We start from the raw sequence: 17,927 nt of genomic DNA, 5'->3' as shown, positions 1-17,927 counted from the left end.
CGTGGCGTTGCAGTTCTCACCCCGAGGTCACTTCCGCAACGCCGGGCCCACCGATACGTAGCAGTTCCCGCCGAGATGTCACTTGCGCAACGTGGCCAGCGAGCAGAACCGCTCGCGCACCGGACGGACCCGAAGCGGGGAGCCTGGTGCGCCAGCGGCCACCCGCGCCCGGCATCGGCAGCTCAGCGGCCAGCAACGCCCCCCATGGACCCCCAGGTGCGCCACTGGCCACGGATTGTGCGTCACGCCACCAGCAGTGACAGAGTGTGTGCCCGTGACCGTCTCCATCAGCGACGACGCACCGTTCGTCGAGTTCGACCGCACCGAGTGGAGCAAGCTCGCCGAGTCGACACCGCTGCCGCTGACGCAGGCCGACATCGACAACCTCCGTGGCCTGGGCGACCCGATCGACCTGCGCGAGGTCGACACCGGGTACCGCCCGCTGTCGCGCCTGCTGACGCTGTACGTCGAGGCCTCGCAGCACCTGCGCACCGCCACCTCGACCTTCCTGGGCGAGTGGACGCACGCCACCCCCTTCGTGATCGGCGTCGCGGGCTCGGTGGCCGTGGGCAAGTCCACAGCCGCCCGGCTGCTGCGCGAGATGCTGCGCCGCTGGCCGCAGACCCCGCGCGTCGAGCTCGTGACCACCGACGGCTTCCTCTACCCCAACGCCGAGCTCGAGCGGCGCGGCCTGATGGACCGCAAGGGCTTCCCCGAGTCCTACGACAGGCGGGCGCTGCTGCGGTTCCTGGAGCGGGTCAAGGGCGGCGCACCCGAGGTCTCCGCCCCGGTCTACAGCCACCTGACGTACGACATCGTCCCGGACGAGCGGATCGTGGTGCGCAACCCCGACGTGCTGATCGTCGAGGGTCTGAACGTGCTGGCCCCCGCCAGGGTCACCGCCGAGGGTGGGGGGTCGCTCGCCGTCAGCGACTTCTTCGACTTCTCGATGTACATCGACGCCGAGGTCGCCGACGTGCGCCGCTGGTACGTGGACCGGTTCCTCGATCTGCGCTCGACGGCGTTCGCCGACCCGCGCTCCTACTTCCACCGCTACGCGGACCTCTCCGACGCGCAGGCCCGCGACAGAGCCCTGCAGATATGGTCGTCGATCAACGAGCCCAACCTGGTCGAGAACGTGCTGCCGACGCGCGGTCGTGCCACGCTCGTGCTGACCAAGGACGCCGAGCACCGGATCGAACGAGTGCGGTTGCGGAGGATCTGATGTCACTGGCCCCCTCGCACGGTCCAGCCGTGCTCACCACGCGGGCCGGTGTGCTGCGCGGCCAGGTCGACGCCGGAGCCGGTCTCGCGCGGTTCCGCGGCGTCCCGTACGCCGCCGCCCCGACCGGGGAGCTGCGATTTCGGGAGCCGGTGCGTCACCCTGGGTGGGAGGGTGAGCGGGCCGCGATTGAGTTCGGCGCGACCCCGCTGCTGCCGCCCGACTCGGAGACCTCCTCGATCCCCGAGCCCACCACACCGGGCGAGGAGATCCTCAACCTCAACATCACGGCACCGCTGGACGCCGCAGGCCCGCTGCCCGTCTACGTCTGGATCCACGGCGGCGGCTACCTGAGCGGCACGCCCAACGGCGGCTGGTTCGACGGCGCGAGCATGGCTCGCACCGGTGTGGTCGTCGTGAGCATCACCTACCGCCTCGGCATCGAGGGGTTCGGGCACATCCCCGGCGCCCCCGACAACCGCGGCGTGCTCGACTGCATCGCCGCGCTGCGCTGGGTCGCGGAGGAGATCGCGGGCGTCGGCGGTGACCCCGACCGGGTCACCGTGGGTGGTCAGAGCGCCGGCGGCGGTCTCGTGCTCGCGCTGCTCGCCTCGCCCGCCGCCCGTGGCCTCTTCCGCGGGGCCGTCATCCACTCGGCCCCGCTGCCGGACATCGATCCCGACGACGCAGGGCGCCTCGGAGCGCGGCTCTCACGTGAGCACGGCGTCGCGAACACGCTGGCCGGGTGGCAGGGCCTGTCGCGCGAGCAGCTCGCCGTGATCGACAGGCAGCTGGACACCTACGGTCCGTGGTCGAGCCTCGGGCACCTGCATCGCGCGCTGTCCCGCACGGGGCAGCTCACGCAGGTGGGACCGATCGTGGGCACCGACCTGATCCCCGACCCGCTCCCGGCGCTAGCCGCGTCCGACGACCGGCCCGTCATGATCGGTTCCACCAGTCACGAGTTCAACCTCAGCACCGCGCCGCTGGAGCAGCTGCTGGGGCGCACGACGCCGACACCCGTGCTGGGCGCCGCTGGGCTCGCGGCGCCGCTGGCACGCGCCTACCCCCGCGCCTACCCCGGGTTGACCGCTGCTGCCCTGCTGGGCCAGGCGCTCAGCGACCGCGTGTTCCGGATGACGGTGCTGCAGGTCGCCGGAGCGCGGGAACGGGCCGGGGCACCCGTGGCGGTCTGGGACTTCCGCTGGCACCCCACCGACGGGCCGGCGCGCCACTGCATCGACCTGCCGTTCGCCTGGGACGCCCTCGACGGGGTTCGCGTCGATCGGATCGCGGGCGAGCGCCCACCGGCTGCACTGGCGACCGAGATGAGCGGTGACATCGCCACCTTCGTACGCTCCGCCGTCGTGCCCTGGCAGCCCTTCACCAACGACGCCCCGGTGGCCAAGGTCTACGACGAGACTCCCTGGCTCGGCCGCGACCCCTACCGGTTCGAGAGGCTCGGTCTCGAGGTGATCTGAGCGGGGCTCAGACCGCGTCGACGACCGCCCGCTCACCCTCCGGGTCCTCGCACACGAGCGGCTCGGCCTCGGTCGCGGCCGCTGGCTCTGGCTCTGGCTCTGGCTCGACCTGGGGCCCACCGAAGATCCTCCGCATCGCGACGTCGACGAGCGTGCCGATGACGATGCCGAGCACGATGCCGACCCCCACGGCCAGCAGTGGCTGGTCCTTGAGCACGGCACCCGCACCGATGCCCAGCAGGGTCGAGTAGACCGCCCAGCAGACGCCGCCGATGGCCGCGAACAGGACGAAGCGGCGGCGTGGGAAGTCGAGGGCGCCCGCTGACATGTTGACCGCGACCCGCCCGATCGGGATGTAGCGCGCCGCCAGGATGAAGGCACCGCCACGGTGCTGCAGCGTGTGCTCCGCCCAGGCGAGGGTGCGGGCACCGCGCTTGCCACGGAAGATCCGGAACCGGCGCAACGGCACCTTCGTCCCGATCGTGTAGGCGATCACGTCACCGAGGAAGGCGGCGAGCGCCGCCACCGGGATGATGCCCCACAGCGGCGGCCCGTCACCGGTCATCGACAGGCTCGCGAGCGTGATGACGATGCTCTCGCTCGGCACCGGCGGGAAGAAGCCGTCGACGATCGTGAACACGAACAGCAGCACGAGGCTCCACGGCGTGGCCGCGACCTCCAGCACCATGTCACCGAGGCTCGCCAACCACGCTGCCGCCGTGTCTGCGGCCTCAGCGAGCCCTTCGAGCATGGTCGATCCTCCACCACTGTTGACTGATCAGGTACAACGCTATGCGCGGGGTATGTCATCGCGCTATCTGGTAATCCCTGATCATGCTGGGGGTTGTCCCCCGGGTGAATCCCCCGACAGGACCGTCGCTACCGGGCCGATGTCATCCTTTGGGCGGATACGAGGCCCGCAGCAGACTGCTCAGCTCAGTGCGAGGCGGGCCGCGACGACCCCGGCGAGCCCGTCGGCCTCCCGCTGCGCCTGCTCGGCGGTCGCAGCCTCGACCATCACGCGCACGAGCGGCTCGGTGCCCGAGGGCCGCAGCAGCACGCGACCGGTGTCGCCGAGACGGGATTCGGCGGCTGCCACGGCATCGGTGAGCTCGGTGTCCGCGCTCACTCGCGCCTTGTCGACGCCCGAGACGTTGATCAGCACCTGCGGCAGGCGCTCGACGGCGGAGGCGAGGTCAGCGAGCGTGCGTCCGGTCTGGGCCACGCGCGAGGCGAGCTGCAACGCCGTGAGCACGCCATCGCCGGTGGTGGCGTGGTCGGCGAGGATGAGGTGGCCGGACTGCTCGCCACCGAGGCTGAACCCGCCGGCGCGCATCGCCTCCAGGACGTACCGGTCGCCGACCCCTGCCTGCACGGTCGTGATCCCGGCCTCGCGCATCGCGAGCAGCAGCCCGAGATTGCTCATCACGGTGACGACGAGCGTGTCGTGGGCCAGCGCGCCGCGCTCCTTGAGCGCGGTGGCAAGGACACCCATGATCTGGTCGCCGTCCACGAGAGTGCCCGTGTGGTCGACGGCGAGGCACCGGTCGGCGTCGCCGTCGAACGCGACGCCGAGGTGCGCCTCGGAGGCCACGGTCACGGCCTGCAGCTGCTCGGGGTGGGTGGAGCCGCAGTTCTCGTTGATGTTGCGACCATCGGGCGAGGCGTTGATGACGATCACCTCGGCGCCGGCCTCGCGCAGCACGACCGGACCCACCTCGCTCGCCGCGCCGTTGGCGCAGTCGACCGCGATGCGCAGGCCCGTGAGGTCGTGGTTGAGGGTGCGGAGCAGGTGCTCGACGTAGCGCTCGCCGGAGGAGCCCCGGTCGAGCGTGATACGACCGACGGCGGCGTGGGTGGGGCGCTCCCAGTCCTCGTCGAGCGCGGCCGCGATCGCGTCCTCGACGGCGTCGTCGAGCTTGTGCCCGCCGCGCGCGAAGAACTTGATGCCGTTGTCCTGCATCGGGTTGTGCGAGGCGGAGATCATCACCGCGAGATCGGCATCCTCCGCGCCGGTCAGGTACGCGACCGCAGGAGTCGGCAGCACGCCCAGGTCCTCGGTGTCGACACCTGCGGACGCGAGGCCGGCGACCATGGCGGCGGAGAGGAACTGGCCGGACACCCGAGGGTCACGGCCCACGATCGCGCGGGGGCGGTGCCCCTCGAACGTGCCCTGCTGGGCGAGGACGCGCGCGGCGGCGGCCCCGAGGCGGAGGGAGAGATCAGCGGTGATCTCCCTGTTGGCGAGTCCACGGACCCCGTCGGTCCCGAACAGTCGGCTCATGGCCACCTTCCGTGCTGTGCGTCGCTCAAACTACCCGCACAACGTCATACGGACGGTGGAAGAGCTTCCACCGTCCGTATGACGTTGCAGCGTGACTCGCGCCGTCGCGAGATCAGCGCTTGGAGTACTGCGGGGCCTTGCGGGCCTTCTTGAGACCAGCCTTCTTCCGCTCCGTGACGCGAGCGTCACGGGTGAGGAAGCCGGCCTTCTTCAGCGTGGCGCGGTTGGCCTCGCCGTCGATCTCGTTGAGCGCGCGAGCGATCGCGAGGCGCAGCGCACCGGCCTGGCCCGAGGGGCCACCACCGTTGATGCGGGCGACCACGTCGAACCGGCCCTGGAGCTCGAGGATCGTGAACGGAGCGTTCACGAGCTGCTGGTGCAGCTTGTTCGGGAAGTAGGTCTCGAGCGAGCGCCCGTTGACCTTCCACTCGCCGCTGCCGGGCACGAGGCGAACACGTGCCACGGCCTCCTTGCGGCGGCCGAGAGCGGCGCCGGGGGCGGTCACGGACTGGCCACGGCCCTCGGGGGCGGCGGACTCGGAGGTGTAGGACGAGGGGGCCTCGTCCTCTGTCACGTCGATGGTGGGCTGCGCCACTGATTACTCCTTGATGTCAGGCGCGCTTACTGCGCGACCTGGGTGATCTCGAACGGCTGGGGCTGCTGTGCGCTGTGCGGGTGCTCTGCGCCGGTGTAGACCTTGAGCTTGCGCAGCTGTGCACGCCCGAGCGAGGTCTTGGGGAGCATGCCGCGGATCGCCTTCTCGACGACGCGCTCGGGGCGGGTCGCCAGCAGCTGGGCGTAGCTCGTGGCCTTCAGCCCGCCCGGGTACCCGGAGTGGCTGTAGGCGATCTTGTCCTCGCGCTTGCTGCCGGTGAGGGCGACCTTGTCGGCGTTGATGATGACGACGAAGTCACCACCATCGACGTGCGGCGCGAAGGTGGGCTTGTGCTTGCCCCGCAGCAGCGTGGCGGCCTGGCTCGCGAGACGGCCGAGGACGACGTCGGTAGCGTCGATGACGTACCAGCTGCGCTCGGCGGCCGCACTTTCGGCCTTGGGGGTATAAGTACGCACGGTTAGTGGAGCCTTCGATCTGGTGTAGTTCCCTGTCTCGGTCGCACCGCGCCACACTCACGAACCCGGCAAGGTGATCGTGGGCTGCGGACGCACGCGGACCGGAGAGCAGAGCTGTGGTCTTCGCGGGCGGTACACGAGCGCTGCGGTGTGGGAACCAGGGCCACCGCATGCACACGTGAGCACGCACAACGACGTCCCAGGGTACCTGCCAGCACGGTGTGGGTCAAAGCGAGCCGACAGACAGCCGCTGTGCTCTTCGGCACGTTACCCGTTCGGCGTCATCGGCACCCCTCGTTCGCCTGCCAGACGCGCGAGCAATCACGCACACTAGAACCATGACCGAGAACACTCCTGGCACCTCGACAGACCCCGCCCTCGGCTCTGAGGGCGACAACGACCAGCTCCCCCGCGAGGACACGCTGGTTGACCGCGGGGTCGACGATCTGCTCGACGAGGGGTACTCCCCTCCCGACCGTGACCCGATCCAGAGCATGGGTGGCCTGGACCCGGACGACGAGACCGCGCAGCAGCTGCGGGCCGAGGAGCCCGAGGTGTGGGAGTCGGAACCCGGTCAGGCAGCGGGCGAGAGCCAGCCCGACCGCGCCGGCCGTCTGGAGGACATCGACGACGCCGGTCGGGGCACCGACCGCTTCGCCCACGACGCCGGGGTGGCCGGCGGCGCCGCCGGCGCGGAAGAGGCCGCAGTGCACCTCGAGCCCGAGTACCGCGACGAGAACGACCCTGTCGACGTCTTCACCGAGCCCGAGCCGGACACCGACGACACCGACTGACCCCGGGACCACCACCCCCTGGCCCCGGCCTGGCGGGGTCGAGGCAAACCGCGGCCAGCAGAAGGTCCCCGATCACCTCGACCGGTGGGGGTCGGGGACGACGGCGGTGCGCAGCGACCGGGCCACGCTCGCCCGGTCGGCGAGCGCGTCATCGGGCGGGTAGGCGACCTCCTCGAGCACGAGGCCACCCGGGGGTACCACGGTGACCGTGCTGTCCCGCTGCGCCCGCTCGAGCAGCTCCCGGGGGCGCGCCACCTGCCAGCGACCCTCCCCCACCGCCAGCGAGGCACCGACGAGCGAGCGCACCATCGAGTGGCAGAACGCGTCGGCACGGACCTCGGCCACCACGACCCCGCCCACGCGCCGCCAGCCGAAGGCCAGCAGCTCGCGGATCGTCGTGGCGCCTTCGCGGGGCTTGCAATAGGCCAGGAAGTCGTGCTCCCCCACGAGCTGCTGCGCCGCGGCGTCCATCGCCTCGACGTCGAGCCTGCGCGGGTGCCATAGCTGCGAGCCGCGCAGCAGCGGGTCCCGCCGCCCCTCGGTGTCCACCACCGTGTAGCTGTAGCGCCGCCAGATCGCTGAGAACCGCGCATCGAATCCCGCGGGCGCCACGCTCACGCGATGCACCACGACGTCGGCGGGCAGCACCCCGGACAGCCGGCGGGCCAGCGCCTCCGCCGGCGGTCGGTCGCTGCGGCCAGGCGACGCCTCGTACGCGACCACCGGGACATCCACGTGGGCGACCTGCCCGCGCGCGTGGACCCCGCTGTCGGTGCGACCGGCGACCGTCAGCGAGGCCGGCTCACCGAGCCGCAGCACGGTCCCGAGCGCCTTCTCGAGCTCGCCCTGGACGCTCCGCAGACCGGGCTGGCGTGCCCACCCGACGAACGCACCGCCGTCGTAAGCAAGGTCGAGTCTCAGCCTCACCAGCCCAGCGTCTGCCACGGAGATCACGGTAGCCCTCTACCCTGGGCTGGTGGACTACAGCGGCGACCCGCCGACCCTGGCGGTCGACTGCGGCGGGGGCGGGATCAAGGCGTCGGTGCTCGACGCCTCCGGCACGATGATCGCGCAACCGGTCCGCACGCCCACCCCCTACCCGTTGCCGCCCGAGCGGCTCGTCGGCGTCGTCGCCGATCTCGCCGCGAAGCTCCCCGAGGCGGGCCGCGTCACGGTGGGGATGCCGGGCATGATCCGGCACGGCGTCGTCGTCGCGACCCCGCACTACGTGACCCGCTCCGGCCCTCGGACCAAGGTGCTCCCCGAGCTCATGAACGCGTGGTCCGGGTTCGACATGCAGCGCGCGCTCGAGCACGAGCTGCGCCTGCCCGCCCGCGTGCTCAACGACGCCGAGGTCCACGGCGCCGGTGTGATCGCCGGGACCGGGCTCGAGCTGATGCTCACCTTCGGCACGGGCCTGGGCAACGCGATGTTCGACGGCGGCCGGCTCGCTCCTCATCTCGAGCTCAGTCAGGGGCCGGTCAAGTGGGGCCTGACCTATGACGAGTACATCGGCGAGCACGAGCGGCTCCGGCTCGGTGACGCCATGTGGTCGCGCCGCGTGCGGCGCGTGATCGACGGGCTGCGACCGATGTACCTGTGGGACCGCCTCTACGTGGGCGGCGGCAACTCGCGCCGGATCGTGGCAACCGTGCTCGACAAGCTGGGCGACGACGTCGTCATCGTCCCGAACTCGGCCGGGATCGTCGGCGGCGTGCGCGTGTGGTCGCTGCCTGGGCAGGCGTAGTCAGGGCGCAGCGCTCGCATCCGCGTGCTCGACGACGTCCATCAGCACCGTGCAGAAGGCCTGCGGCTGGTCAAGGGCCACCAGATGCCCGGCACGCGGGATGATCTGGAGCGTGGCCGTGCGGGCTGCGCGCAGCAGCAGCCTCTCCTCGATCCGGAAGTGGTCGCGGGCGCCGTTGACGAACCAGATCGGCGCCTCGATCGCGGCCAGCGCAGCGAGCACGTCGATGGTCCCCACGGCGCGCAGGGTGGGCACCATCGCGTCGAGCGCGAGCCCGCCGGCCGCGAGGTCGGCGACCTGCTCACCGTCGAGCACGTGCTCGGCCAGGAACGTGTGCAACCCGTGGCCGCGGTCGGGCAGCCGACCGATCGCGGTCGCGACGGCGATGTACCCCGCCAGCCCCGGCCCCACGGGTCGGGTGCCCGCCGAGGCGAGCAGCAGCGCCGAGGGCGGCTGCGCCGTCGAGGCGGCCCAGTCGAGCGTGACGTAGGAGCCCAGCGAGAGACCCACGACCACGTGGGGCGGTGCGAGCGAGACGACGGCCTCGTCGAGGACCGCTCGACAGCCCTCGAGCGTGACGGGCTGATCACGCCGGGAACCGTGCCCGGGCAGGTCCACGGCGAGGTGCTGGACGCCTTCGGCAGCCAGCGCACGAGAGACGCCGCGCCACATCGTTCCCGACGTCCTGATCCCGTGCACCAGCACCACCGACGCCATGCGCACATCCTAGGAGCCGCCGGAGACGGCGACGGGCCCGCCGCGGGGGGTCACCCCGGGCGGGCCCGTCGACGAGGTCGTGACGAGGTCGGTCACGGCCTCGGCCGAGCAGGACTCAGTCCTCCTCGGACACCTCCTGCGCGTCGGTGCCGCCGGCGGGCTCGAAGCCAGCAGCCTCGGCCTCCTCAGCGGTGCCGAACCACACCTCGGCGTGGGTCGCGTCGTACCACTGCGAACCAGGCACGTGGTACTTCATCGAGTCCTCGTTGCCCTTGATCTGGTGATCGTCGTCAGGGGCGTCCGAGCTCGCCTCGGTGCGGACCGCACCCTCGTACGCGACGGGCGCGTCCTCGGCGGCGTCGGCGGTCTCGTCCTCGACGACGTCCTCGGCCTTGGCAGCCTCGTCCGAGTCCTTGGCGGCACGCTTGGCGGCCGCCTCGGCCTCCTTGACCGTGGCCTGCTTCGGGCTGTAGGTCTCGGTCACGAGCTCGATGACGGCCATCGGCGCGTTGTCACCCTTGCGGGGGCCAACCTTGGTGATGCGGGTGTAGCCACCCGGACGCTCCGCCATCGCCGGGGCGATCTCGGCGAACAGCGTGTGCACGACGTCCTTGCGGGAGATCACGGCGAGCACCTGGCGGCGCGCGGACAGGTCGCCGCGCTTGGCCTTGGTGATCAGACGCTCAGCGAGCGGGCGCAGGCGCTTGGCCTTGGCCTCGGTCGTCTTGATGCTGCCGTGCTCGAAGAGGGCCTGCGCGAGGTTCCCGAGGATCAGCCGCTCGTGGGCCGGGCCGCCGCCGAGGCGGGGACCCTTGGTGGGGGTAGGCATGATTGCTCCAGTTCGTCAGCTGCGCAGCGAGCGTCAGTTGTAGTCGTCGTAGTCGTCGCCGTCGTCGTAGGCACCCACGACGAGAGACGGGTCGAAGTCGGCCGGGCTGTCCTTGAGCGACAGGCCGAGCCCCACCAGCTTCTCCTTGACCTCGGTGATCGACTTCGCGCCGAAGTTGCGGATGTCGAGCAGGTCTGCCTCGCTGCGTGCCACGAGCTCACCCACGGTGTGGATGCCCTCGCGCTTGAGGCAGTTGTAGGAGCGGATCGTCAGGTCGAGCTGCTCGATCGGCATCGCCAGGTCCTCGGCGAGTGCAGCATCGGTCGGCGAGGGGCCGATCTCGATGCCCTCGGCCTCGGAGTTGAGCTCACGGGCCAGGCCGAAGAGCTCCACGAGCGTCTTGCCCGCCGAGGCGAGCGCGTCGCGCGGACCGATCGACTTCTTGGTCTCGACGTCGACGATCAGCTTGTCGAAGTCCGTGCGCTGCTCGACACGGGTGGCCTCCACCTTGTAGGTGACCTTGAGGACCGGCGAGTAGATCGAGTCGACCGGGATGCGGCCGATCTCGGCGTCCGACGCCTTGTTCTGTGCCGCGGAGACGTAGCCGCGGCCACGCTCGACCGTGAGCTCGATCTCGAGCTTGCCCTTGCCGTTGATCGTGGCGATGTGCAGATCCGGGTTGTGGATCTCGACGCCGGAGGGCGGCGTGATGTCGCCGGCGGTCACCGTGCCGGGACCAGCCTTGCGCAGGTACATCACGACCGGCTCGTCGTTCTCCGAGGAGACGACGATGTTCTTGATGTTCAGGATGATCTCGGTGACGTCTTCCTTGACACCGCTGACGGTCGAGAACTCGTGGAGCACGCCGTCGATCCGGATCGAGGTGACGGCTGCACCGGGGATCGAGGAGAGCAGGGTCCGACGCAGGGAGTTGCCGAGCGTGTATCCGAAGCCGGGCTCGAGGGGCTCGATGACGAACCGCGAACGGAACTCGTCGACCGACTCCTCGGTCAGGGTGGGGCGCTGTGCGATGAGCACGGTGGATTCCTTTCGACGACGTCCGCTATATGACGCCGCAAGAACCCCTCGCCCATCGGTCCGGGCGAGGGGGTACTGCGAGGGGGACGGGCAGGGTCAGACGCGGCGACGCTTGGGCGGCCGGCAACCGTTGTGAGCCTGGGGCGTCACGTCGGAGATCGAGCCGACCTCGAGGCCGGTGGCCTGAAGCGAACGGATCGCGGTCTCACGGCCCGAGCCCGGGCCCTTGACGAACACGTCGACCTTCTTCATGCCGTGCTCCTGCGCCTTGCGGGCGGCCGCCTCGGCGGCGAGCTGAGCGGCGAACGGGGTCGACTTGCGCGAGCCCTTGAAGCCGACCTGGCCGGAGGACGCCCAGGAGAGGACGGCGCCGGAGGGGTCGGTGATCGAGACGATGGTGTTGTTGAAGGTCGACTTGATGTAGGCGTGGCCCACGGCGACGTTCTTCTTCTCCTTGCGACGGGGCTTGCGAGCGCCCGAGGCCTGACGAGTCTTGGGAGGCATGTACTGGTCCTTGTCTTAGCTACCTGGAAAGGCCGCGCTCAGCGGGTCTTCTTCTTGCCGGCCACGGTGCGCTTCGGGCCCTTGCGCGTACGCGCGTTGGTCTTGGTGCGCTGCCCGCGGACCGGGAGACCGCGGCGGTGCCGCAGGCCCTGGTAGCAGCCGATCTCGACCTTGCGGCGGATGTCTGCGGCGACCTCGCGGCGCAGGTCACCCTCGAGCTTGTAGCTGCCCTCGAGGTAGTCGCGGAGCGCGACCACGTCGTTGTCGTCCAAGTCCTTGACCCGGACGTCGCCACTGATGCCGGTGGCGGCGAGCGTCGCCTTGGCGCGAGTGCGCCCGACGCCGTAGATATAGGTGAGCGCGATCTCGAGCCGCTTTTCGCGGGGGAGGTCAACGCCGACGAGTCGTGCCAACTTCACTCCTGGTGAGTTTCGGAGGTCTTCCGCCTCGCCCTCCCGGTGATGTCCGGGCCCCGGCCTCCGACCGGGGGTGGACGTCGATCGCTCGACGTTGACGAGACGCTGTGATGCTCGGGCTGGGGATCAGCCCTGGCGCTGCTTGTGGCGAAGGTTCTCGCAGATCACACGGACACTGCCGTTACGGCGGATCACCTTGCACTTGTCGCAGATCTTCTTGACGCTCGGCTTGACCTTCATGACTGTGCCTTCGTTACTTGTAGCGGTAGACGATGCGACCGCGGGACAGGTCGTACGGGCTGAGCTCGACCACGACCCGGTCCTCGGGGAGGATCCGGATGTAGTTCTGACGCATCTTGCCCGAGATGTGTGCGAGCACCTTGTGGCCGTTGCTCAGCTCCACGCGGAACATCGCGTTGGGCAGCGCTTCGACAACGCTGCCCTCGATCTCGATGACGCCGTCCTTCTTGGCCATATCCTCGCTAGTCCTGACGGGGGTAGATGTGCTGTGGGCTGCCGATCCGATCCGCGGCGTGGCCGAGTGCGCGTGCACGCACCCGCTCAGTGGCGGTTCGGGCCGGGCACGCGCCTCGGCTCCTTTCGACCTGGTGCATCATGCGATGCACCCCGCCTGGAGACGACGCCCGCGAGACGTCTGCTGTGCTGAGTCATGCTGGCAGCGAGCAGACCGGCCCACACCCAACGAGCAATCATACGCCATCCGTGGCCCGGCTCCTGTCGCGGCCGCAGTGGTGCGCGACACCCCAGGTCAGCGGCGCAGCAGCCCGAGCTCGCGCGCCCTCTCGACGGCGTGGTCGCGGCCGCGGACGTTGAGCTTGCGGTAGATGTCGCGCATCTGCGACTTCACGGTGTTCGGCGAGACGAACAGCCGGCTCGCCACCGCCGCGAACGAGGCACCGCTGGAGACGACCTCCAGCACCTGCAGCTCGCGCGGGGACAGCCCGCTGCCGTCCTGGGGTTCGGGGAGCAGCCCCGTGTGCCCGTCGAGACGTGCGAGCAGGTTCGCGACCTCGACATCCTGACCGGCGAGCTCGATCAGATCGGCCTGCGGCATCATGAGGAATGGCCTCACCATGCCGGTCTGGGTCGCGGTGCTCACCGCTGTCTGGAACGCGTCCAGCGCGACGGCACGCTGCTGCAGCCGCAACGCTGAGCAGGCCCGGAGCAACGACACCTTCACGGTCTGCCGTGGCACGAGGTCGTCGCTGAGCTCGAGGTCGAGGACCTGGCTGTACTCCCCCGACTGGAACGAGACCAGCGCGCGAGGTCCAGGATGGCGGGCGCCGTCCGGATCGACCTCGAGCAGCAGCCGGCGCGCGCGCTCGACCTGGTTGCTCGCCAGGTAGCTCTCCACCCGCGTCGCGACCAGGAACTGCTCCACGAGGCTCACCGCGCTCGTCTCGGGCGGCTGGACGCGGTAGGACTCCAGCAGTCGGATGGCTTCGCGCGACCGCCCCTCTCGCAAGAGGTTGTCGGCGCGCATGCCGACGACGAGCACCTCCAGGTCGGCGAGCTCGGGCGGCATCGCCTCGCTGCCGACCTCCGGACCGGCCACGCCATGGACCTGGCGGTGCAGCATCGTCCGCGCCACAGCCTCCATGGTCGGGGCCAGCACCGCTTCGGACGACTCGGGCAGGCTCTCGAGCAGATCGAGCCACGCCTGACCCGCGACCGGGTAGCCGATCACCGTGTGGCTGAGCGCCGCCCCGGCGGCCGCTTCGCGGCGGACGACGTCGTCGCCCACCTGGTCGGCCCACTCGGCAGCCTCGACGAACGCGTACGGGGCTCCGACGCCGGGGGCGTCGAAGAGGTTGGAGATCCCCCACTCCAGCAGCAACCGCGGAACGGTACGGACGACGTCGTCGGACCATCCGCTCTCGGCGATCGCCGAGGCGAGGTCGCGGCTCTCGACGAGCGAGTGGGTGACGTCGTAGAGCCCGGTCGAGTGCAGCCGCAGCACCTCGCGCAACGAGAGCCGGCGGCGGCTGCGGGCGAGAGCGGCACCCTGCGGGATCAGCAGCCCCGAGACGTAGGCGCTGCGAGCGCGGTCCTCGGTCGCGATGTTGAGGATGTAGTCCCGGGCCACGATGAGATGCGCGCTCTGGCCGATCACCTCGGTGGGCAGGCTCTCGAGGGCGTCGCGCATCAGTGTCGGCCGCTCGGCGAGCAGCAGCGCCCAGTTGCGCTCGAGCAGGTCGGCCACCAGGTGCCACTCCTGCGCCGCCACCGCATGTCGCAGCGCCATCGCCGGCGCGTCCCGGGCGCTGAACCACTCGGCGGACTTGCGGCTGATCTCTCGGAAGGCCTCGGGGTCGTCCTCGGCCAGCATCGTGGCAGCCGCCATCCGGATGGGATGGCTGCCCGTGCGCTGCCCTGCCGCGTCCGTGCCCAGCCCGAGGTCCTCCAGGAAGCCGGCCACGCGCTCCCAGGTGACACCGCCGATCAGGTCGTGGACGAGCTCCGGCGGAAGCGTCTCGGGGACGGACACCACCTGGAGCAGGCGGCGTATCCCGGGATCGGGCAGGTCGGTGAGCAGCATCCGGATGAACCGGTCGACCAGGCCTTGGTCGATCTGTACCTGGGACCCGACCACCTGGATCGGTTCGGACATGACGATCCGCAGCAGGGCCGGCCAGCCGCGGACCTGCTCGGTGAGCTGCTCCGCCGTGGACGGCGAGATCTCGTGCCCGAGCTTGTCCGCCATCTGGAGGGTGTCGTCCGCGTCGAGACGAAGGTCGTCGCTGTGCAGCACGACGCCGTCGAGCTGGACAGCGTGGAGGTGGATCGGGCGCGGCTGACGCATCATCGTGATCACGTGGATCTGTTCGTGCTGGCTGACCAGCTCGCCGAGCTCGGCGTCGACCGTGGTGCTCTCGACGCGGTCGAGGTCGTCGACCACCAGCACCAGGCGCCGGCGGCGGCGCGCGAGCGACCGGTCGAGCGCGGCCCAGTCATCCTCCTCGAGCGCGGCATCGCGTAGCCGCCGGGCGACGGTCTCCCAGAGCTCGTCTCGCTCGACGGCGCGGTGCGGAAGGTTCACCCACACGATGTCGAGGCGCGGGTCCTCCTCCCCTCGCAGCAGCCAGGAGATGGCGGCGGTCTTGCCGAAGGCGCGAGGGCACTGCAGCACCGTGAGCGGAGGAAGCGGCTCGGCGGCCAGTCGCTCGACCGCCCGCGGAGGGACGTAGCCACGTGGCAGCCGCGGGAGTCCTCGCGACCGGGGGTCTCCTGCGGCCCGGGCATCCCGGTCCGGCCGCAGCACCGTGACCCGGTTGTTCATGCGCCTGCTCGGCTGGCGCCGATCGCGGCGAGCGCCTCGGTGCGGCTGCTGACCCCGAGCTTGCGATAGATGGCGCGCAGGTGAGTCTTGACAGTGTTGGCGGACAGCCCCAGCTCCTGCCCGATCCCCACCGGACCGGGGTGCGACTCGAGCGCGCGCAGGATCTGCACCTCGCGCGCGGTCAGGGTCGGCAGGTCGCTCGGCGCGGCGGTCTCGGGATCAACGGCAACTGTCTGCCCGGTCGCGGTGACCGGCCCGGGCCAGAGCGCTGCGATCTTCGGATCGTCGCCGGCGAAGCTGTCGAAGAGGAACTTGGGCATCAGCAGGAACGGTCGACGCTGGCCGATCCCCTGGGCCATCCGGACAGCGTGCCGGAACGCCTCGCGCGCCGCGGCCTCGTCGCCGGAGGCGTGCTCGGCGCTGGCGAGCACCACCTGGCACTCGACCGTGGTGCGCCAGGAACGCTGCGAGATCGAGATCGCCTTGTTCGCGGCGGCGATCGCCTCGGGGTACCGCCGCGCTGCGAGCTCGACCTTCGCCTGGGCGGCCCAGATGATGGCTGAGCCCGGGAACCTGTTGACGACCTGCTGCGCGACGTCCACCGCGTTGTCGACGATCAAGAGCTCCACGAGCTCTGAGGCCAGAACCACCTCGATGAGCGAGCCGCGGCCGACGTGGCGCATGGCAGCGCGGACCTCGTTGGCCATGCGCGAGATCTCGGACCGCTCGCCGCTGAGTGCGGCGTAGTGAGCGCGCGCGAAGATCGTGGCGGCCCACAGATCGTCGCGGTGCCCGGGCTCGGTGACCTGGGCGACCGCCGCCGCGGCGCCCGGATCGGCCATGTCGGTCAGCGCGAGCGCGCGGGCGAGCTGTGCGGTGACGACGGCGATGTCGCGGCCGTCGACCTCTCGTACCTGTGCGAGGCGTCCGATCACCCCGGGGTCCTCGAGCCACCGCATCGCGAGCTCGGGTTCGCCCTCGAACGCGTGGCTCAGGGCGAGCCCGAGCGCCGCGAGCTCGACGGTCTCGTCAGGCCCGCCGCCCACGAGCCCCAGGGTTCGTGCCCGGTTGAACGCATAGCTCGCGGCGTCGAGGTTCCCCACGAGCATGCACGTGATGCCCCACTGCATCAGCGCGAGCGACTCGTCGACGCTGGCGCCGACCGGTGCACTCAAGTGCTCGGAGAGCTCGGCGGCGAACGCGGATCCGGACTCCACGGTGAACGAGGAGCCGTCAGCGTGCGGCGCCGCATGCAGGTCATGGAGCGCGATCTGGAGGCGAGGTTCCCTCGCGGCGATCTCGGGCGGGAACTTGTTCGCTGCCTGGACCAGCACCACAGGGCTGGTGGCCAGCAGCGAGGACCACTCACGCTCGATGATCTGCAGCGCGGTGTCGTACTCCTGCGCCTCGATCGCGTGGATCAGCACGCGGCCAAGATCACGGGCGCTCGCGGCCACCTCCATCAGGGTGTGGTGCACCTCCCGCACGATGTCCGGTTCGAGCTCTCGTCCGAGGCGCAGCAGTGCGCCCCGCATCGCGGGGGCGTAGGAGTACATCCGGCCGTCGCTGGTGCGGTTCTCGGCGAGCAGCCCGGCGTTGCGGAGGTTGCGCAGGATCCGCAGCGTCATCGATGGCGCGATCAGCTGGGCCATCTCGGAGGTGAATCGCTCCGGGATGGCGGTACGCAGCAGGAACGCGCGGACGCTCGGGAACCGCAGGTCGGTGATGAGGTTGACGATGTAGTCGTCGACCAGGCTGGAGTCGAAGGTGCCGCTGGTTCCCGACTGGACGAGGCCGGCTCGGATGGCGGAGGGCCAGCCGCCGGTGTCGAGGGCGATCTCCTGGGCCTGGTCGAGGGTCATCTCGACGCCCAGCCGCTGGGCGAGTGCGTGCACCATCTGCCCGGTCATCTTGAGGTCGTCGGGGCCGAGCACGACGCCGTCGACCGAGAGCATGCCGGTGGTCTCGAGGGTGCGATAGGTGCGGGTGCCGATCACGAGGTCGATGCCGTCGTTCTGGCGCACGATCTCCACGAGGTCGTCGTCGATGCTCGCGGCCCCGTCGTCGAGGCCAGCCTCGTGGAAGTCGTCGATCACCAGGAGCAGCCGCTGGGGGTACTCGACCAGCGTGGTCACGACCGACCAGCGGTCATCTCCGCGATCGGAGATCGTGATCCCGTGCGACTCCAGAAATCCTCGGAACTCGCGCCAGAAGCCGGCGAGCTCGTTGGAGTCTTCCGTGAGGGTCAGGTACAGGACCGGCACGCCGTCGTCCAGCTCGCTCAGCCACTGGCGGATCGCAGCGGTCTTCCCATATCCGCGCGGCCCGCGCAGCACGGCGAGCGGGTGCCGCGAGCGCAGTGCGGCCAGGACGTGCTCAGGGACCTCAGCAGCAGCGCGAGGACGCCTGGCCTCGCCGAGAGTGCTCGCGCTGTCCACGGGGGTTACTGGCATCATCGCTGCTTCACCCCCGACCTTATCAACCGCAGGTCACTATGGGGCCGAGCGGCGCCCAACCTGCGCA

At 70.5% G+C, this 17,927-nt stretch carries 18 protein-coding genes; 4 read left to right on the top strand and 14 right to left on the bottom strand.

The window, feature by feature from the left end; all coding sequences use genetic code 11:
• Positions 1–274 precede the first annotated feature (274 nt).
• Both coaA and GPA03_RS11655 read left to right on the top strand, forming a co-directional pair.
• On the top strand, positions 275–1,225 hold the full coding sequence (coaA, locus tag GPA03_RS11660; RefSeq protein WP_156252190.1) for a type I pantothenate kinase: 951 nt from the start codon (positions 275–277) through the stop codon (positions 1,223–1,225).
• Positions 1,225–2,703 carry a carboxylesterase/lipase family protein gene (locus GPA03_RS11655; protein ID WP_162458348.1) on the top strand — a complete coding sequence of 493 codons (1,479 nt, stop codon included), beginning with the start codon at positions 1,225–1,227 and terminating at the stop codon, positions 2,701–2,703. Before coaA ends, GPA03_RS11655 begins: the two co-directional genes overlap by 1 nt.
• A 7-nt stretch (positions 2,704–2,710) precedes the next feature.
• Here the strand turns inward: GPA03_RS11655 and GPA03_RS11650 are convergent, their stop codons facing one another.
• The 4 genes from GPA03_RS11650 to rplM all read right to left on the bottom strand — a co-directional run bounded on the left by GPA03_RS11650 (position 2,711) and on the right by rplM (position 6,058).
• Positions 2,711–3,454 carry a DedA family protein gene (locus GPA03_RS11650; protein ID WP_156252188.1) on the bottom strand — a complete coding sequence of 248 codons (744 nt, stop codon included), beginning with the start codon at positions 3,452–3,454 and terminating at the stop codon, positions 2,711–2,713.
• A gap of 180 nt (positions 3,455–3,634) precedes the next feature.
• Positions 3,635–4,987: a phosphoglucosamine mutase gene (gene glmM / locus GPA03_RS11645; protein WP_156252187.1), complete on the bottom strand. Its 1,353-nt coding sequence runs from the start codon at positions 4,985–4,987 to the stop codon at positions 3,635–3,637.
• Positions 4,988–5,099: 112 nt separating this feature from the next.
• Positions 5,100–5,582, bottom strand: coding sequence for a 30S ribosomal protein S9 (rpsI, locus tag GPA03_RS11640; protein ID WP_156252186.1), 483 nt, complete (start codon positions 5,580–5,582; stop codon positions 5,100–5,102).
• Between the two features lie 26 nt (positions 5,583–5,608).
• Positions 5,609–6,058, bottom strand: a complete 450-nt coding sequence (gene rplM, locus GPA03_RS11635) for a 50S ribosomal protein L13 (protein ID WP_156252185.1) — start codon at positions 6,056–6,058, stop codon at positions 5,609–5,611.
• 338 nt (positions 6,059–6,396) lie between these two features.
• On the opposite strand from rplM, the gene GPA03_RS11630 reads away from it, so the two are divergent.
• Positions 6,397–6,852: a DUF5709 domain-containing protein gene (locus GPA03_RS11630; protein ID WP_156252184.1), complete on the top strand. Its 456-nt coding sequence runs from the start codon at positions 6,397–6,399 to the stop codon at positions 6,850–6,852.
• Between the two features lie 72 nt (positions 6,853–6,924).
• Here the strand turns inward: GPA03_RS11630 and truA are convergent, their stop codons facing one another.
• Positions 6,925–7,782, bottom strand: coding sequence for a tRNA pseudouridine(38-40) synthase TruA (gene truA, locus GPA03_RS11625; RefSeq protein WP_156252593.1), 858 nt, complete (start codon positions 7,780–7,782; stop codon positions 6,925–6,927).
• A 46-nt stretch (positions 7,783–7,828) separates the two neighbouring features.
• Here truA and GPA03_RS11620 point away from each other — a divergent pair, with 46 nt between their 5' ends.
• Entirely contained in the window at positions 7,829–8,599 is a 771-nt protein-coding gene (locus GPA03_RS11620) for an ROK family protein (protein WP_156252183.1), read from the top strand.
• Here the strand turns inward: GPA03_RS11620 and GPA03_RS11615 are convergent, their stop codons facing one another.
• The 9 genes from GPA03_RS11615 to GPA03_RS11575 form a co-directional block, all read right to left on the bottom strand.
• Positions 8,600–9,316, bottom strand: coding sequence for an alpha/beta fold hydrolase (locus tag GPA03_RS11615; RefSeq protein ID WP_156252182.1), 717 nt, complete (start codon positions 9,314–9,316; stop codon positions 8,600–8,602).
• Between the two features lie 115 nt (positions 9,317–9,431).
• On the bottom strand, positions 9,432–10,145 hold the full coding sequence (gene rplQ, locus GPA03_RS11610) for a 50S ribosomal protein L17, sunset domain variant (RefSeq protein ID WP_156252181.1): 714 nt from the start codon (positions 10,143–10,145) through the stop codon (positions 9,432–9,434).
• 33 nt (positions 10,146–10,178) lie between these two features.
• Positions 10,179–11,183: a DNA-directed RNA polymerase subunit alpha gene (locus tag GPA03_RS11605; protein ID WP_156252180.1), complete on the bottom strand. Its 1,005-nt coding sequence runs from the start codon at positions 11,181–11,183 to the stop codon at positions 10,179–10,181.
• Between the two features lie 96 nt (positions 11,184–11,279).
• Positions 11,280–11,687, bottom strand: coding sequence for a 30S ribosomal protein S11 (gene rpsK, locus GPA03_RS11600; protein WP_156252179.1), 408 nt, complete (start codon positions 11,685–11,687; stop codon positions 11,280–11,282).
• Between the two features lie 38 nt (positions 11,688–11,725).
• On the bottom strand, positions 11,726–12,100 hold the full coding sequence (gene rpsM, locus GPA03_RS11595) for a 30S ribosomal protein S13 (RefSeq protein WP_156252178.1): 375 nt from the start codon (positions 12,098–12,100) through the stop codon (positions 11,726–11,728).
• Positions 12,101–12,229: 129 nt separating this feature from the next.
• Positions 12,230–12,343 carry a 50S ribosomal protein L36 gene (gene rpmJ / locus GPA03_RS11590; RefSeq protein ID WP_156224072.1) on the bottom strand — a complete coding sequence of 38 codons (114 nt, stop codon included), beginning with the start codon at positions 12,341–12,343 and terminating at the stop codon, positions 12,230–12,232.
• A gap of 13 nt (positions 12,344–12,356) precedes the next feature.
• Positions 12,357–12,578: a translation initiation factor IF-1 gene (gene infA, locus GPA03_RS11585; RefSeq protein WP_156224071.1), complete on the bottom strand. Its 222-nt coding sequence runs from the start codon at positions 12,576–12,578 to the stop codon at positions 12,357–12,359.
• A 294-nt stretch (positions 12,579–12,872) separates the two neighbouring features.
• Complete coding sequence (locus tag GPA03_RS11580) at positions 12,873–15,404, bottom strand: LuxR C-terminal-related transcriptional regulator (protein ID WP_156252177.1); 2,532 nt, start codon at positions 15,402–15,404, stop codon at positions 12,873–12,875.
• Positions 15,401–17,857: a LuxR C-terminal-related transcriptional regulator gene (locus GPA03_RS11575; RefSeq protein WP_156252176.1), complete on the bottom strand. Its 2,457-nt coding sequence runs from the start codon at positions 17,855–17,857 to the stop codon at positions 15,401–15,403. The genes GPA03_RS11580 and GPA03_RS11575 overlap by 4 nt, the downstream gene beginning before the upstream one ends.
• Positions 17,858–17,927: the final 70 nt, after the last annotated feature.

Origin of the sequence: Pseudactinotalea terrae (assembly GCF_009733845.1) — a bacterium.
In the GTDB taxonomy this organism is placed as follows: domain Bacteria; phylum Actinomycetota; class Actinomycetes; order Actinomycetales; family Beutenbergiaceae; genus Pseudactinotalea; species Pseudactinotalea terrae.
This window is presented reverse-complemented; position numbering and strand designations above follow the sequence as displayed.

Coding starts and splice junctions, on each gene's coding strand:
- GPA03_RS11650 (WP_156252188.1), bottom strand. CDS start 3,454: ATGCTCGAAGGGCTCGCTGAGGCCGCAGACACGGCGGCAGCGTGGTTG.
- infA (WP_156224071.1), bottom strand. CDS start 12,578: ATGGCCAAGAAGGACGGCGTCATCGAGATCGAGGGCAGCGTTGTCGAA.
- GPA03_RS11630 (WP_156252184.1), top strand. CDS start 6,397: ATGACCGAGAACACTCCTGGCACCTCGACAGACCCCGCCCTCGGCTCT.
- GPA03_RS11575 (WP_156252176.1), bottom strand. CDS start 17,857: ATGCCAGTAACCCCCGTGGACAGCGCGAGCACTCTCGGCGAGGCCAGG.
- rpmJ (WP_156224072.1), bottom strand. CDS start 12,343: ATGAAGGTCAAGCCGAGCGTCAAGAAGATCTGCGACAAGTGCAAGGTG.
- GPA03_RS11615 (WP_156252182.1), bottom strand. CDS start 9,316: ATGGCGTCGGTGGTGCTGGTGCACGGGATCAGGACGTCGGGAACGATG.
- GPA03_RS11580 (WP_156252177.1), bottom strand. CDS start 15,404: ATGAACAACCGGGTCACGGTGCTGCGGCCGGACCGGGATGCCCGGGCC.
- rpsK (WP_156252179.1), bottom strand. CDS start 11,687: ATGCCTCCCAAGACTCGTCAGGCCTCGGGCGCTCGCAAGCCCCGTCGC.
- GPA03_RS11655 (WP_162458348.1), top strand. CDS start 1,225: ATGTCACTGGCCCCCTCGCACGGTCCAGCCGTGCTCACCACGCGGGCC.
- glmM (WP_156252187.1), bottom strand. CDS start 4,987: ATGAGCCGACTGTTCGGGACCGACGGGGTCCGTGGACTCGCCAACAGG.
- rplQ (WP_156252181.1), bottom strand. CDS start 10,145: ATGCCTACCCCCACCAAGGGTCCCCGCCTCGGCGGCGGCCCGGCCCAC.